Annotated in this window: 12 protein-coding genes and 1 tRNA gene; 6 read left to right on the top strand and 7 right to left on the bottom strand. The window is 69.0% G+C overall.

The window, feature by feature from the left end; all coding sequences use genetic code 11:
- Positions 1-253 precede the first annotated feature (253 nt).
- From IFT71_RS11500 to IFT71_RS11490, 3 genes are all read right to left on the bottom strand, one after another.
- Entirely contained in the window at positions 254-1957 is a 1704-nt protein-coding gene (locus IFT71_RS11500) for a heparinase II/III family protein (RefSeq protein WP_192141268.1), read from the bottom strand.
- A gap of 29 nt (positions 1958-1986) precedes the next feature.
- A complete protein-coding gene (rpe, locus tag IFT71_RS11495; RefSeq protein ID WP_031396295.1) occupies positions 1987-2646 on the bottom strand; it encodes a ribulose-phosphate 3-epimerase in 660 nt (219 codons plus the stop codon).
- Between the two features lie 73 nt (positions 2647-2719).
- Complete coding sequence (locus IFT71_RS11490) at positions 2720-3997, bottom strand: RsmB/NOP family class I SAM-dependent RNA methyltransferase (RefSeq protein WP_192140893.1); 1278 nt, start codon at positions 3995-3997, stop codon at positions 2720-2722.
- 102 nt (positions 3998-4099) lie between these two features.
- Between IFT71_RS11490 and IFT71_RS11485 the strand changes: the two genes are divergently transcribed.
- Complete coding sequence (locus IFT71_RS11485; protein WP_081874308.1) at positions 4100-4258, top strand: DUF1674 domain-containing protein; 159 nt, start codon at positions 4100-4102, stop codon at positions 4256-4258.
- A 242-nt stretch (positions 4259-4500) separates the two neighbouring features.
- A complete protein-coding gene (locus IFT71_RS11480; protein WP_342212640.1) occupies positions 4501-6330 on the top strand; it encodes an AsmA family protein in 1830 nt (609 codons plus the stop codon).
- Between the two features lie 45 nt (positions 6331-6375).
- Here IFT71_RS11480 and IFT71_RS11475 read toward each other — a convergent pair whose 3' ends face one another.
- Positions 6376-7353, bottom strand: coding sequence for an NAD(P)H-dependent glycerol-3-phosphate dehydrogenase (locus tag IFT71_RS11475; protein WP_192140888.1), 978 nt, complete (start codon positions 7351-7353; stop codon positions 6376-6378).
- Complete coding sequence (gene tsaD / locus IFT71_RS11470) at positions 7350-8378, bottom strand: tRNA (adenosine(37)-N6)-threonylcarbamoyltransferase complex transferase subunit TsaD (RefSeq protein WP_192140886.1); 1029 nt, start codon at positions 8376-8378, stop codon at positions 7350-7352. The genes IFT71_RS11475 and tsaD overlap by 4 nt, the downstream gene beginning before the upstream one ends.
- A 75-nt stretch (positions 8379-8453) precedes the next feature.
- On the opposite strand from tsaD, the gene hemC reads away from it, so the two are divergent.
- Both hemC and IFT71_RS11460 read left to right on the top strand, forming a co-directional pair.
- Positions 8454-9362 carry a hydroxymethylbilane synthase gene (hemC, locus tag IFT71_RS11465; protein WP_056406608.1) on the top strand — a complete coding sequence of 303 codons (909 nt, stop codon included), beginning with the start codon at positions 8454-8456 and terminating at the stop codon, positions 9360-9362.
- Entirely contained in the window at positions 9359-11005 is a 1647-nt protein-coding gene (locus tag IFT71_RS11460) for a uroporphyrinogen-III synthase (protein ID WP_192140884.1), read from the top strand. Before hemC ends, IFT71_RS11460 begins: the two co-directional genes overlap by 4 nt.
- A 54-nt stretch (positions 11006-11059) precedes the next feature.
- Here the strand turns inward: IFT71_RS11460 and IFT71_RS11455 are convergent, their stop codons facing one another.
- Positions 11060-12571, bottom strand: a complete 1512-nt coding sequence (locus IFT71_RS11455; protein ID WP_192141266.1) for a globin-coupled sensor protein — start codon at positions 12569-12571, stop codon at positions 11060-11062.
- A 238-nt stretch (positions 12572-12809) separates the two neighbouring features.
- Positions 12810-12884, bottom strand: a tRNA-Gly gene (locus IFT71_RS11450).
- A gap of 163 nt (positions 12885-13047) precedes the next feature.
- Between IFT71_RS11450 and IFT71_RS21455 the strand changes: the two genes are divergently transcribed.
- Entirely contained in the window at positions 13048-13845 is a 798-nt protein-coding gene (locus IFT71_RS21455; protein WP_031395349.1) for an ImuA family protein, read from the top strand.
- Entirely contained in the window at positions 13814-15319 is a 1506-nt protein-coding gene (locus tag IFT71_RS11445; RefSeq protein ID WP_244654910.1) for a Y-family DNA polymerase, read from the top strand. The genes IFT71_RS21455 and IFT71_RS11445 overlap by 32 nt, the downstream gene beginning before the upstream one ends.
- The last annotated feature ends 2 nt before the right edge of the window (positions 15320-15321 follow it).

Raw genomic sequence — 15321 nt, 5'->3', positions numbered from 1 at the left:
CCTTAGCGTCGGTTGGGGTTGGGGAACAGGGGGCGTGCGGGAACGCGGCGATCTTCGAAGGTGGCGTCTCGACCAGTCATCGCGAAAGGAAGCACCTCCCCAGCGAAGGCCGGGGTCCAGTTGGAAAGGCCGTCGTAACGACGCGCTGTCCCCTGTCAGCGCCGTCTCGCAACTGGACCCCGGCCTTCGCCGGGGAGGTGGCAGTGTCTGGGAATGAAAAGACCATTGGGTCGTGATCTTGCCGGAGAAAGTGTCAGGCCTTTTTCAGTGCCCAGCTCACGCTGGCGCCGCCCGCCGCGGCCTCGCCGGTGATCATCAGTTGCTGCGTCGCGACCGGGCGGCCGTCCGCGTCGATCCAGACGCTGTCCTCGACCACCAGCGCGCCGCCGCGGCAGCGGAACTGCCAGATCGCGCCGCCCGGCAGGCGGAGGATCGCGCCCAGACCGTCCGCGGTCGGCGACACCTGCACCCCCGCGCCCAGATGGAAGCGGATCGCGAACAGCGAAAGGCCCAGGCGCCGCTTGCTGCCCTTGGGCAACAGCGCGTCTTCGCCCCGCAATTCGCGGCCATCGCCGGTCAGCATCAGCTGGCGGCGGTGCACAAAGCCCCAGCGCCGGACATAGCCGTCATGGCTCGCCTCGATCCGGCTCGCCGCCTCCGATTCCTGCCGGCTCAGCTCGACTTCGGCGACACCGCGGCCGAGCGTCCCGTCGGCATGGATCGCAGTCGAGTTGCTGTCGGCGATCGTCAGCGTCGAATGCGCCGCGGTCGACCGCAAGCCCTCGACCATTGCCGGCGGCAATTGCGCGATTCCTGCCCGTGCGCCGCCGCAATTGACGACAAGCCGCGCCGGGCCGTCGGAGAATTCGAACGCGAGCGTCGAAGCGCACCCGCCTTCGACCAGGCGTGCGACGGGTGGCGGCGCGGCGTCGACGATCAGCACCGAGGAGGCCGCAGCCAGTCGCTGATAGCCCCAGTCGCGCGCCTGGCGAAGCGGCCGGGTCCGGACGCCACTCGCCTCGATCACCGCGGCGACCTGGGTCTCGCTTGCGGGGCCCCCGCCCTGCCAGCTCGACAGCCCAAGATCGCCATGCGTCACGCCGAGCAGTGCCGCGACCATCCTGGTGAGCGTCGTCGCGACGGGTTCGGGCAAGACCAGGTTGCGCGCCAGATAGCTGTCCTGGAGCAGCGTCAGAAGCTGGATCGAATCGAGCAGCATCGCCGGGCTGCGCGAGACCGAACCGCCATCGTCGAACAACCCGGTGCCGAGCGCGCGCAGCAGCCCGGCCTCGCCGAACGCACGACGCGGGTCACCGCCCGGGATCAGCAGCCCGGCGGCGACGACGCCGCACCATGCCGCGATCCGCGGTGCGCCCGCGGGCACCTTGTCCGCGCTTCGATCGAGGTGCAGCGCGCCCCGCGCGAGCGCGTTCAGCACCTTCGAGCGGTAGACTAGGTCAGCCGACGACAGGATCAGCGGCGCATGCGCGGTCCAGAACAGGATCCGCCTGCCCCAGAGGTCCGGCCGCCACGCGATCCCGCCTGGCGTGTCGGCATAGGCGGTCAGCCACAGCCCCATGAGATATTCAGCGATCGGCGCCCCGCGCGCGCGGGTTGCGACGGTCGACAGGTCGCGCAGCCAGGCAAAGCTGTGAAAATAGTCGGCAAAGGGACCCGGCAACGGCTTTGCCAGATCGAGCGTCTCGATATCGCGCACCTCGCCACGGAACGACAGCAGGCCCTCGAGCAGCATCGTGCCCCGCGGGATGTCGCCGAGCACCGGATCCTCGGGGACTGCGATCAGCTTGAGCGGATAGCGCCCCTTGAGCCGCAAGGCATGGAGCGGCGTACGCCAGGTCAGGCGGTGAAAGCGCTCCGCCAGCCGGTCGGCGAGCGACAGCCCGTTGTCGCCGCCGAGCCGGATCAGGCGACGTCCTTCGTCGATACCGTCGAGCATTGGATCGGTCACGGGATCGGGCTGGTCGGTCAATCGCCCCTCAATGCCGCGATGTTGGCGGCATACTGTGCCGGCCCCCCGCGAAACACCGACGTCCCCGCGACCAGCGCGTCCGCACCCGCATCGATGCAGCGCTTCGCCCATTCGGCGTCGACACCGCCATCGACCTCGAGATCGATCATGCGACCGCTCTTCTCGATCATCGTCCGGATCGCGGTGATCTTCTTGAGCTGGCTGGGGATGAAGCTCTGCCCGCCAAACCCGGGATTGACGCTCATCACGAGCACGAGGTCGACCATGTCGAGCAGGTAATCGAGCATCTTCGCCGGCGTACCGGGGCAGATCACGACGCCCGCGCGCTTGCCGAGCGACTTGATGTGCTGGAGCGAGCGGTGGATGTGCGGGCTGGCCTCGTAATGCACGGTGATGCAGTCCGCGCCGGCCTCCGCGAACGCATCGAGATACGCATCGACGGGGGCGATCATCAGATGGACGTCGAACGGCTTGGCGGTGACGCCGCGCACCGACTTCATGACCGCGGGGCCGAACGAGATGTTGGGCACGAAATGCCCGTCCATGACGTCGATATGGATCCAGTCCGCGCCGGCCGCATCGATGGCGCGGACCTCCTCACCCAGTTTGGCGAAGTCGGCGGACAGGATCGAGGGGGCGATGCGGACGGGTTGCATGAATTTGTCCTAGCGGGGGATTTACGTGGTGCGAAGTGTTTGTCGATCCTCCCCCGAGCGGGGGGAGGAATGGTCAGGCGCGCTTCAGACGGGTGATGAAGAAGCCGTCGCAACCGCCGTGTTCGGCGAGCATGCCCGGCAGCGTGCGGACGGTACCGGTGTCGGTCGGCGTGATCCCGGCGGGGAGCTCGGCCTGGTCGACCGGCACGATCGAATAGTCGCTGCGCGCAGACAGGAACGCGTCGAGCTGCGCCTCGCCCTCCGACGGTTCGAGCGAGCAGGTGGCGTAGACGAGCGTGCCGCCGGGCTTTACCCAGTCGGCCGCGCGCGCGAAGATCCGCGCCTGCAGCGCCGCAGTCTCGGCAATGATCGAGGGGCGGACGCGGTGGAGCACGTCGGGGTGGCGACGGAAGATGCCGGTCGCACTGCACGGCGCGTCGATGAGGATCGCGTCGGCGGGCTCGGTCGGTGCCCATTCAAGAAGGTCGGCGTTCACCACCTCGGCCTTCAGATGCGTGCGATAGAGATTCTCTCGCAGACGCTTGATCCGGCTCTGCGAATTGTCGACCGAGGTGACGGTCCAGCCCGCCGAAGCGAGCTGCAGCGTCTTGCCGCCGGGCGCCGCGCACAGATCGAGGACATGGCCCTCCCCCTTGCCCAGCAAGCGCGCGGGAAGCGAGGCGGCAATGTCCTGCACCCACCAGGCGCCGTCGCCAAAGCCCTCCATGTCGGGGACCGAGGCGTGATCGCCGAGCCGCAGATGCCCGGGCATGAAGCTCTCGCCGCCGAGCTTCTCGCGCCAGCCTTCGGTCTCGGCGGGGTCGGCGATCGTCAGGTCGAGCGGCGGCGGTGCGGCGATCGCACGGCCCGCATCGTCGACCATCTCCTCGCCCCATGCGGCTTCCCAGCGCAGCTCGACCGGAGCGGGCAGCGTGGGCACCTCGGGCAGCAGCATGTTGGCGCGAAACAGCGTCCCGAACACGCCGTGGACGAGCTTGCGCGGACCGCCATCGACCAGCGGCAGCACAGTCGAGATCGCGGCGTGCGACGGCGTACCGAGGATCAGCACCTGGACGAGCGCGATCCGCAGCGCCATCCGCGCCTTCGCATCGTCGGGCAGATTGGTCTTGGTGACCGAATCGATCATCGCGTCGAGATCGGGGAGACGCCGAAGCGTCTCGGCGGCGATCGCATGCGCAAGCCCGCGATCGGGCCCATGGATCGCGCGGGTCGCGGCGGGCAGCGCGGATTCGAGCGATTCCCCGCGGCGCAGCACCGCGTCGAGCAGGCGCAGCGCGGCGCGGCGGGTCGGGACGCCGAGCGGCTCGGGGGCGTGGGTGTAGTCGGGCATAAGAAGGTCCTTCGCGTTCGGGTGCCGCGCGCTGCATTGGCAAGTCGCACGGCGCGCCCCATGTGGCGGTTACGACGCCAACACGCAATCCGGAGAGCCATGATGGGCCAGCGCCCCGACCATGTGAAGCCACCCGCCTATCTGTCAAAGGATACACCGGTGCCACAGCCCGAGCCGATCGTGCCCGACAAAGACCCCGAACCGCGCGACCCGACGCGCTATGGCGATTGGGAACTGAAGGGCATGGCGATCGACTTCTGATCGCTTCGTCGTTTCGAGGCCTGATCCAGCGCTGCTCCACATCCGTCATCCCCGCGCAGGCGGGGATCCATATTCCCGGTTGTCGGCGGTGAGGCCGCACGCTTCGCCCCTATGGCTTCCCGCCTGCGCGGGAAGGACAGAGGTTGTGTCGGTAAATCTGCGGCAACGGTCCTGACGCAGGCGGAACGTATTTCACGGCGGCGCGTCGCGGTAGGATGAGGGGATTCTTCGCAAAACGCTGGGTGAAAATCACCGGCATAGTCGTCGCTGGCGTGCTCGTGCTGGGGTTGATCGTGCTCGCCGCCTTCCCCTGGGGGTCTCTCAAGGGGGTGATCCAGCGGCAGCTTACCGCGCGGTTCGGCCGGCCGGTGACGATCGGCGGGATCGAGCGCGTCGACACGTTCGGGTTCAACCCCACGATCCGCATCACCGACGTTCGTATTCCGCAGGCGGAATGGGCGGGAACGGGCGATTTCGTCCGGTTGCGCGAGGCGGAAGCGACGTTTTCCGGGCTCGCGTTGCTGAAAGGTGCGTTCGGGCCGCGCGACGTGAAGGCGCGCGGACTGCGGCTTGTGCTGGTCCGCGACAGGAACGGCCGGACCAACTGGGAACGCCCGGGCAAGCCGAAGGGCGGCGGGAGCTCGACCGACCTTGACGGACTGACGATCAGCGACAGCGTGATCGCCTATCGCGACGACAAGCAGGACCGGTTCGTCACCGCACGCTTCACCTCCGATCCGGTGCACGGCATCCGCGCGGCCGGCAACGGCACGATCCGCGGTGCGGCGGTGCGGATCGCCGTGGCGGGGCCTTCGGTCGAGCGGTTCCAGGGCAAGCCCTGGCCGTTCACCGCGACGATCGACGGCGACGCGCTCTCGATCACCGCGAAGGGCCGGATGGACCACCCGCTCGACACCGACGCGATGGAGCTCGACGTCACCGCGCGCGCGACCGACCTCAAGCTGATCGACGCGGTGATCGAGGCGGGGCTGTTCCGCACGCAACCTGTATCGTTCTCCGCGCATGTCCGCCACGACCAGCCCAAATGGACCGTCACCCAGTTGAAGGGCGTGGTCGGACGGTCCGATTTCACCGGGCATGTCAGCGTCGACAAGCAGGATGGCCGGACCAAGGTCGACGGCGCGATCGTGTCGCGACAGTTTGATTTTGGCGATCCGGCGTCGGACGAGGGGAAGGCGAAGGGTGCCGCGCTCGAGCGTGCGATCGGCCCGCGGCTCGTGCCCAACACGCGGATCGATATCGGCAAGATCGACACCACCGACGCGCGCATGGCGTTCAGGATCGGGCGGATCGTGAGCGCCAAGGGCGCGTCGCCGATCCTGTCCGCCAGGGGCGTGCTGGCGATCGACCACCAGTTGCTGACGCTCAGCGACCTCGACGCGCGATTGCCGCATGGCCGGGTCGAGGGGAAGCTGACGGTAGACCAGCGCGGCGACCGCAAGGTGCCGATGGTCGATATCAATCTGCGGCTGCGCGGCAGCAGCGTGCAGGATCTCGCGGGCGGCGGCGGCGATTTCAGCGGCAATGTCAGCGCGCGCGCACGACTGAGGGGGCCCGGCACGACGATCCGCGCAGCGGTCGGCAATGCGAACGGCACGATCGGTTTCGTCGCGCGTGACGGGCAATTGCCGCAGGGAATCGCGGCGGCTTTGGGATTCGATGCGGCGCGCGCGCTGCTGGCGAAGGATGGCGAGCGCGCCGGGCTGCGCTGCGTCGTGCTGAAACTCGACGTGACGCGCGGCCATGGTCGAATCGATCCGATGATCGTCGACACGACCGCCAGCCTGTTGCGCGGTCAGGGAAGCGTGGTGTTTCCCGGCGAGACACTGAACATCCGGCTGAGCGGCACGCCGAAACAGCATGCGCTGCTGCGCGTGCCGGGCTCGGCCTATATGACCGGCACGATCGAGCGGCCGGCGGTGACGATCCCGCCCGAGGTGAAGTCGGTCGGCAACATCTTCAAGGCGATCGGCCGCGCGATCACGGGAAAACAGGGCCCGACTGCGCGCGATGCGGATTGCTCGGGGCTCGCGGCGCGCGTGCTGCGCTAGACTGATCCTCCCCCGCCAGGGGGAGGATGAAGCAATCGCCTCCTGTCAGCCCGCCTCGTCCTTGAGCGGCCGCGCGAGGAGGTCGCCGATCACGTCGCGGACCGGGGCGCCTTCGAGCAGGCGGCACACCGCCTCGGTGATCGGCATGTCGACGCCCGCGTCGCGCGCGGCCTCGCGCAGCACGGGGGCAGTGAATGCGCCTTCCGCGACCGTGCGGCGATCAGCCAGCAACGCGGCGGCGGCCTCGCCGCGCCCCAGCCCGACGCCAAGCGAGAAATTGCGCGAACTCGTCGAGGAACAGGTGAGCACGAGATCGCCGAGCCCCGACAGCCCGGCGAGCGTCTCCGCGCGGGCGCCGCGCGCGAGCCCGAACCGCGTCATCTCGGCAAAGCCGCGCGCAATCAGCGCCGCACGCGCATTCTGGCCGAGCCCGGCGCCCTCGACCACGCCGCAGCCGATCGCGAGCACGTTCTTCACCGCCCCGCCAATCTCCGCGCCCGCGACGTCGGTCGACGCATAGGTCCGGAAATGCCGCGCCGCGAGCCGGGTCGCGAGCGCCTCGCCAAGCGCCTCGTCCTCGCAGGCGAGCGTCACCGCGGTCGGCAGCCCCGCCGCCACCTCATGCGCGAAGGTCGGCCCCGACAGCACCGCGATCGGCGCGTCGGGATGCACCGCGCGCGCGACCTCGCCGACCAGCCGCTTGCTCCCCGCCTCGATCCCCTTGGCGCACAGCACCAGCGGGATGCCGCCGACCGGCGCGGCGGCGAGCACGCTGCCGACATGCTGCGCCGGCGCGACGACGAGGATCGCGTCCATGTCCGCCAGCGCGTCGAGATCACCGGTGGCGCGGATCGTCGGCGACAGCGCGACGCCGGCGAGAAACAGCGCGTTCGCATGAGTGGCGTTGATCGAGTCGACGACGGCCGGCTCGCGCGCCCACAGGATGACGTCGCGGCCTTCATGCGCGGCGACCTGTGCCAGCGCGGTGCCCCAGGCGCCGCCACCGATGACGCCGATCTTCATGCCTTCACCCCTGCGCCGCGCACCGCCTCGGCGTCGGGATCGAGCGGCCAGCGCGGGCGGGCCGCGGTATCGAGCGGATCGGTCAGTCCGGCGGCGAATCGCTCCGCCCCGGCCCAGGCGATCATCGCCGCATTGTCCGTGCACAGCCAGAGCGGCGGCGCGACGAACCGCAGGCCGCGGGTCGCGGCAAGCGTCTGCAGCGCGCCGCGGACCGCGCCGTTCGCCGCGACCCCGCCCGCGACGACCAGCGCGGTGGGTGTGACCCTCAGACCGTTCAGCGCCTTGGTCGTGCGGTCGATCAGGCAATCGACCACCGCGGCCTGGAACGACGCGGCGATATCCTCCGGCGGATAGTCCCCGACGACCCGCGCGACCGCGCTCTTGAGACCGGCAAAGGAGAAATGCGGTTCGGCCGAACCCTTGAGCGGGCGCGGCAGCGGCACGGCCTTTGGATTACCCAGCGCGGCGGCGCGCTCGACCGCGGGGCCACCGGGAAAGCCAAGGCCGAGAATCTTGGCGGTCTTGTCGAACGCCTCACCGGCCGCATCGTCGATCGTCGTCGCGAGTCGTCGATAGGCGCCGACCCCTTCGACCAGCAGCAACTGGCAATGCCCGCCCGACACGAGCAGCAGGAGATAGGGGAAAGCGAGATCGGGATCGGACAGCCGCGGCGACAGCGCATGGCCTTCCAGATGGTTGACCGCGATCAACGGCTTGCCCGCGGCGTGCGCGAGCGCCTTGCCGGTGACGAGCCCGACCATGACGCCACCGATCAGCCCCGGTCCGGCCGTCGCGGCGATCGCATCGACATCGGCCAGCTTGAGCCCCGCATCGGCCAGCGCCGCGACGATCAGCGGCTCGAGCGCCTCGACATGCGCGCGTGCCGCGATCTCCGGCACGACCCCGCCGAACGGCGCATGCGCCGCCTCCTGCCCGAGCAACCGGTGCGCCAGCACCTGTCGATCGGCGGTGACGAGCGCGGCGGCGGTTTCGTCGCAGGAGGATTCGATACCCAGAATGATCATCCCATATCCCTATCGCGCCGGACAAGGCTTGTCCTCACGCTTGTCGAACGCGCCGCGTTTCTGCATGCAGGCGTCATGACTAGTTTTCGGCTCGGCACGCGCGGCTCGCCCCTCGCCCTCGCGCAGGCAGGCATGGTGCGCGACGCCTTGTGCGCCGCGCATGGCTGGTCCCCGGATCGGATCGAGACCGTCGTGATCCGTACCACGGGCGACCGTGTGCAGGATCGCGCGCTCGCCGAGATCGGCGGCAAGGCGCTGTGGACGAAGGAACTCGATCGCGCGCTGCACGACGGCGAGATCGATTGCGCCGTGCATTCGATGAAGGATGTCGAGACGATTCGCCCGCAGACCCTGCAGATCGCCGCGATGCTGCCGCGCGCGGACGTGCGCGACCGGCTGATCGGCGCGGAAACGCTTGCCGACTTGCGCCAGGGTGCTGTCGTCGGCACCAGCTCGCCGCGGCGACGCGCGCAGATGCTGCGATCGCGCCCCGATCTCGACATCGTGCTGATCCGCGGCAACGTCGATACGCGGCTAGCGCGGGTCGCGGCCGGGGACATGGATGCGACGCTGCTCGCCGCCGCCGGGCTCGATCGCCTTGGACGCACGGCGATCGGTCATGCCATCCCCACCGACATCATGCTGCCCGCGCCGGCGCAGGGCGCGGTCGGAATCGAGACCTTGGTCGGCAAGCCGGCCCATGCGATCGTCGCGGCGATCGATCACGCCGATACCAGCCTGTGCGTCCGGACTGAACGCGCGTTGCTCGCGCGGCTGGGGGCGGATTGCCATTCGCCGGTCGCAGCCCTTGCCTCGCTCGCCGGCGAGACGCTGACGCTGCGCGGCGAACTGATCGCCGAGGACGGGTCGTGCGACGTCGCCGGCGCGATCGAAGGCGGGATCGACGAAGATCTCGGTACCGCGCTCGCCCTCGACCTGCTGACCCGCGCCCCCGCCAGCGTCCGGCGCCTGTTCGCGGCATGACCCGTATCGTCGTGCTGCGCCCCGAACCGGGCAATGCCGACACGTGCGCCAAGCTTCGCGGACTGGGGCTCGAGCCTCTGGCGATGCCGGTGTTCACGGTCGTGCCCGTTGCCTGGACGTCGCCCGACCTTGGCGGGTTCGATGCCGTTCTGCTGACCAGCGCGAACGCGGTTCGCCATGGCGCCCTGCCCGACACACTCAAGGCGCTGCCGGTGATCGCAGTCGGCGACGCCACCGCCGCCGCCGCCCGGCGCGCCGGTTTCAATGTCGCGGTGACCGGCACCGGCAACGTCGATGCCGCGATCGACGCGGCGCGGGCATCCGGGTTCGACCGCCTGTTCCACCCGGCGGGCCGCGATCGCAGGCCGACCGGCCCGGGCGTCGTCGCGTGCACCGTCTATGCGAGTGAGGCGCTGCGGATCGGCGATAGCGTGTTGCCTCGGCACGAAAACCTGCTCGTGCTGATTCATTCGCCCCGCGCCGCGCGTGCGTTCGCCGAGCATGTCGCACAGGCCGGCGTCGACCGGTCGCGCGTCACGATCGCTGCGATCAGCCAAGCCGCGGCCGACGCCGCGGGCAGCGGCTGGGCCGCGCTGGTCGTGGCGGAGACACCCACCGACGATGCGCTCGTCACGATCGCCGCAAAGCGCGCGATTGACCCTGACGCGCGTCGCGGGGATAAGCGCGTCATGAGCGACCACGTGCCGATCGAGCGTCCCCGGGCACGCGGCCCCCGCCTGGGTGTTATCATCATAGTGATCGGACTGGCTTTTATCGCCGGATCGGTGGCGATGGGCTATGCGCTGAAAACAATGCCATGGTTTGGTCAGCGCACCGGTCTGACGACCGCTGGATCGACCACGGCCGCGGCAGCATCGGGCAATCCCGATTTCACCCCCGCGCAACCGCTCAACGCAAATGGCGAACAGCCGCGGATCGACACCGCAATGCTGGCAACGCGCGAGGCGACGCTGGCCGGCCAGCTTACCGCGCTCGAGGCCCGGACCGCGGCCGTGTCGAGCGACGCGATGGCAGCCGGGGGTCAGGCGACCCGCGCGGAAGGCCTGATGGTCGCGTTCGCCGCGCGTCGGGCGATCGATCGTGGGGTCGGACTGGGCTATATCGAGGAGCAGCTGCGGCTGCGCTTCGGGCGCGCCCAGCCGCGCGCCACGGCCGCGGTGATCCAGGCCGCGCACCAGCCGGTCACCATCGAGGATCTGCGCCAGGGGCTCGATACGATCGCGCCGCAGATCACCAGCACCAACGGGACGACCAATGACAGCTGGCTGCAGACCGTGCGGCGCGAATTCAGCAACCTGATCGTGCTGCGCGAGGAGAGCATGGCCTCGCCCATGCCGGCAGACCGCCTTGCACGGGCGCGTCGTCTGCTCGAGGCCGGCCAGGTCGAGGCGGCCCGCGCCGAGGTCGAGCGCCTGCCCGGCGCGACGCAGGCGAGCAACTGGATGGACGCCGCCCGCCGCTACATCGTCGCGCGCAAGGCGCTGGATATACTGGAAAATACGGCGCTGATTGGTCAGGCGGGTCAGCCCCAGCCCAGCCCGATCGTGGTCACCACCCCGGTGCTGCCACCGGTCGCGACATCGACGCAGACCGAGGCGCCGGTCGCCGTACCCGCCCCCTGAGACACCCCGCTATCGCGACCGGCCGAAGCCTGTTGCGATAGGCGCTTTCGGGCGTCAGAAGGAGTTCCAGTCGTCCTCGTGGCGAACCATCGCCGGGATTGCGGCTGGCGGCAGCGGCTTGACCGGCGACGTATAGCTTTCGGGCTGGCCATAATCCTGTTTCGGAGATGCGACCGGCGGTCTGCCAGCGCGGGAGTCGCCGGTGCGGAACCGTCGGGCCTGGTCGGCCAGCGTGCCCACCTCGGCGGCTAGGTTGCGCGCCGCCGCCGACGTTTCCTCCACCATCGCGGCATTTTGCTGCGTCGTCTGGTCCATCGTCCCGATCGTCGCGGAAATCTCGGTGATCGCGACCGACTGGGCCTGATTGTCCCGCGCCATGGTGGCGAGCAGGGCGTGAACCTGCGCCACGTCGTCCGATATCGCCGCGAGCGCGCCATCGACCTTCGTCACCGCATCGACCGCGGTGACGATGTCGGTCTGCGTCACCGTCAGCTGATCGCGCGCGCGCTTGGCCTCTTCCTCCGCACGCATGGCGAGCGCGGATACCAGATCGGCCACGACCGCGAATCCGCGACCCGCATCGCCGGCCCTTCCCGCCTCGACCGCGGCGTTCATCGCCAGGACGCGCGTCTGGAAGGCGATCTTGTCCAGCCCCTCGATCACGCTGTCGATGCCCTTGGCGCTGTCCGATACGCGGCCCATCGCCTGTACCGCCAGATCCGCCACCGTACGACCGCCCCCGACCGTCGCGATCGCCTGATCGGCACGTTCGACCGTCTGGCCGGCCGCGGTCACGGAGGCGCGAAGCCGGCCATCCATCTGAGTCACCGACGCGGCAGTCTCCTCTAGAGAAGCGGCATTGCTCTCGGTCCGGCGGGCAAGATCCTCCGACGCCTGCGCGATCTCGTTGGATCCGGTGCGGATCGCGGTGGCGCTTTCGGACACCGCGCCGATCAGGGTGCGCAACTGGTTGAGCGCGTCGTTATAGCTGTCCTCGAGCGGCGCGAAGCTGGCCGGGAGCCCCGTCAGCGTCGTCGACAGATCCCCGGCGGCGAGCGCGTTCAGCGCCTTGCCCATGGTCGTGATCGCCGCGTTGCGTTCGACCTGGGCTTCCTCGAAATACACCGACAGCGACAATTCCATGTCGAGCAGCGCCGCCTTGACGATCGCGATGCTGGCATCGGTCGCGCTCGGCGGGCGGAGCCCCTTCACCAGCCGCCGCCAGGGGCTGTAGTGGCGGCCGATCCCCTCAAGCAGATTTTCGAGAACGAGCGCATAGGCGCCGACATACCATCGCGGCTCGAGCCCGATCCGCGCGTGAACGGTCCCGATCCGCCGTACGCTGTCATAGAAGCTCGCGTCGAACTGCCCTCGCGCGATGTTCATCCAGTGCGTGGCCTGAGCCGACTTGGCCGAAGTCATGTGGCCGGCATCGCGGAAGAAGGGCGAGGTTTCGGGCTGATTGCGGACCCGGTCGTAGAATTTGTCGAGCGCGCCGCCAATCAGCGATTCGATCAAGGGCCGGACGGCGGCGACGGTCGCCTGCTGATCGGCTCCCATTTCCATGAATGCGAGACGCGACGAAACTTGATCAACGGACACGGACGGCTCCGAATATAGCGGTAGATGACCAATTTATAGCAACGCAGCGCCGCTATCGGTCAGGTCCGCCTCTACAAATCGTCATCGTCCGGCATACATAGATCAAGCATGCCGTACGCACGGCGTGACAGCATCTGATGGTCTGATGAGGATACTTGGAATCACCCGATCGGCGAAAGCCGCTGCCGTTCGAGGCAGCGACTGGAGCGGGCGAAGGGATTCGAACCCTCGACCCCAACCTTGGCAAGGTTGTGCTCTACCCCTGAGCTACGCCCGCTCTGGCGCCTGTGCCGCCGGTCAGTAACGACACGGTGGCGGGGTGAGGCGCGCTATTAGCCCGGGGTTTCGGATCCGGCAAGCGCCTTCTTTGCAAAATTTGCAGCGACCATCGTGAAGATTGTCCTTGGCGACTCCCCCAATAGAACATTACAAGAACAACTGTGAACGACTCGACCGCCCTGATCGCCCGCCTCAAGCGGATTGCGACGACCGGCCTGCCATCGCAGCGCGATGGCCGGGCGGTCGAGGCCTGGATGACCGAAGGCATGGCCAAGGCTCAGCTGCACGAGATCTTCGCGTCGGTCGACGATTCGGCAAGCGCCGCGGGTTTCGCGGTCGCCACGACTCTCGCCGCGCGAGCGGTGCCGCTATTGTGGCTGCGCACCGAGGCGAGCGAGCGCCAGGGCGGGCGGCTCCATGCGAGCGGTCTGGTGGAAATGGGGCTCGACGTCTCGTCGCTGGTGCTCGCGCTGGTCGATGACGAGGCCAGCCTGTTGCGCACCGCCGCGGATGCCGCACGGTGCCAGGGGCTGGGAACACTGGTCATCGAATCCTGGGGTCGGGCGGCGAGCATCGACCTGACGGCCACGCGTCGGCTGATGCTGGCCGCCGAAACCTCGGGCGTGACCATCCTCAGCCTCAGGATCGATGCGGCCCCCGTGCCCAGCGCCGCCGCGACGCGATGGCAGGTGACATCGTGCCGGTCGCAACCGCTGGACGCGGACGCCCCGGGCAAGCCGGCCTTCGATATCGAATTGCTGCGTCGACGCGGAGGCCAGGCCGGCCTGCGCTGGCGCGTGGAGTGGAATCGTGACGCGTATGACTTCGAACAAGCCCTCCCCCAACCCGACATTGAAACCGGCATCGATACCGCGCCGCTATCTGGCGCTGGTATTCCCATGGTTGCCGATCGAGCGGCTGCGGACGATGCGCCCCCATCTGTTCGTCGGACGGGCTGAGGCACCGATCGCGTTCGTCGAGACGGTTGCGGGCGGGGTACGGCTCAAGTCGCTCGACCGCGAAGCGCTTCGCGCCGGGCTCGAACCCGGGCTAACGCTTGCCGATGCGCGGGCGCGCGTGCCCGGACTCGAAACCTATCAGCATGATCCGCATGCCGATCACGAATGGCTCGAACGGCTGGCGGACGGATGTCAGCGCTATACCCCGTCGGTCGCGCTCGATGCCCCGGACGGGTTGATCCTCGACATCGCGGGCTGCGTCCATGAATTCGAGGGAGAGCGCCGGCTTGCCGCCGATCTCGAGGAACGGCTGGCCCGCCGCGGCCTGCTGGTGCGACATGCCTTTGGCGACACGCCGGATACCGCGCGGGCGCTCGCGCGATTCGCCGGGGCGCCTGCCCCCGACGAACGTCGCGCGGTGAAGCGCCTGCCGGTCGCTGCCCTCGGCCTCGACGACGATGCGACGACCGCCTTGTCGCGCGCCGGGTTGAAGACGGTGGGCGACGTGATGGCACGCCCGCTCAGCGTGATCGCGGCGCGATTCGGCGAGGACGCCGCAATGATGATCCGCAGGCTCGACGGATCAGTGAAAGGGCCGATCGTGCCGCGGCAGACGGTCGCAAGGATCGGCGTCGAACGCCGCTTTGCCGAACCGATCGCGCGGATCGACTATGCGCTCGAGATCCTGTCCGAGCTTGCGACCGAGGCAGGGATCCAGCTCGCCGAACGCCATGAGGGTGGCAGGCGCTGGGAGGCGAGACTGTTTCGCGCCGATGGGCTTGTCCAGCGGTTGCGGATCGAGACGGGCCAGCCGACGCGCGACGTCGCCGTGCTGATGCGGCTGTTCCGCGAACGGATCGACAGTCTCGCCGACCCGCTCGACCCCGGCTTCGGCTATGACCTGATCCGCCTCGACATCGCGCTCGCCGAACGACTGGATGCGACTCAGCTGAAACTGGAGGGCGGGCAGAAGGGAGACGGCCAGGACCGGGACGGCCAGAACCGGAACGTGGCGCAACTGGTCGACCAGCTCGGCACGCGGCTCGGTCGGGCACGGGTAAGGCGGTTCGCGGCGCGTGACAGCCATATTCCCGAACAGGCCGAACTGATGCTGCCGGCGGCGGATGCCGCCGCGGTCAGTGCACGCCCGGCGCCGTGGTCCGCCCCCGAATCGGGCGAACCGCCGCTGCGCCCGATCTATCTGTTCGATCCGCCGCACCCGATCGAATCGATGATGGCCGAGGTTCCGGACGGTCCGCCGCACCGGTTCCGCTGGCGCCGCACCGTCCACGACGTCGCGCACAGCGAAGGCCCCGAACGGATCGCAGGCGAATGGTGGCGGCGTCAGGACATTCCGACGCGCGATTACTACCGGGTCGAGGATCGCCGTGGCCGCCGCTTCTGGATCTTCCGGCACGGCCTGTATTCGGAGGTCGAGACCCCGCGCTGGTATCTCCACGGCGTCTTCGCATGACC

Source organism: Sphingomonas sp. CFBP 13733 (assembly GCF_014841795.1).
GTDB classification, from domain to species: Bacteria; Pseudomonadota; Alphaproteobacteria; order Sphingomonadales; family Sphingomonadaceae; genus Sphingomonas; species Sphingomonas aerolata.
This window is presented reverse-complemented; position numbering and strand designations above follow the sequence as displayed.

Bases quoted from the DNA above. Each gene is read 5' to 3' on its own strand.
- IFT71_RS11500 (WP_192141268.1), bottom strand. From the start codon at position 1,957: ATGCTCGACGGTATCGACGAAGGACGTCGCCTGATCCGGCTCGGCGGC.
- rpe (WP_031396295.1), bottom strand. From the start codon at position 2,646: ATGCAACCCGTCCGCATCGCCCCCTCGATCCTGTCCGCCGACTTCGCC.
- IFT71_RS11490 (WP_192140893.1), bottom strand. From the start codon at position 3,997: ATGCCCGACTACACCCACGCCCCCGAGCCGCTCGGCGTCCCGACCCGC.
- IFT71_RS11485 (WP_081874308.1), top strand. From the start codon at position 4,100: ATGGGCCAGCGCCCCGACCATGTGAAGCCACCCGCCTATCTGTCAAAG.
- IFT71_RS11475 (WP_192140888.1), bottom strand. From the start codon at position 7,353: ATGAAGATCGGCGTCATCGGTGGCGGCGCCTGGGGCACCGCGCTGGCA.
- tsaD (WP_192140886.1), bottom strand. From the start codon at position 8,378: ATGATCATTCTGGGTATCGAATCCTCCTGCGACGAAACCGCCGCCGCG.
- hemC (WP_056406608.1), top strand. From the start codon at position 8,454: ATGACTAGTTTTCGGCTCGGCACGCGCGGCTCGCCCCTCGCCCTCGCG.
- IFT71_RS11460 (WP_192140884.1), top strand. From the start codon at position 9,359: ATGACCCGTATCGTCGTGCTGCGCCCCGAACCGGGCAATGCCGACACG.
- IFT71_RS11455 (WP_192141266.1), bottom strand. From the start codon at position 12,571: ATGGAAATGGGAGCCGATCAGCAGGCGACCGTCGCCGCCGTCCGGCCC.
- IFT71_RS11445 (WP_244654910.1), top strand. From the start codon at position 13,814: ATGCGCCCCCATCTGTTCGTCGGACGGGCTGAGGCACCGATCGCGTTC.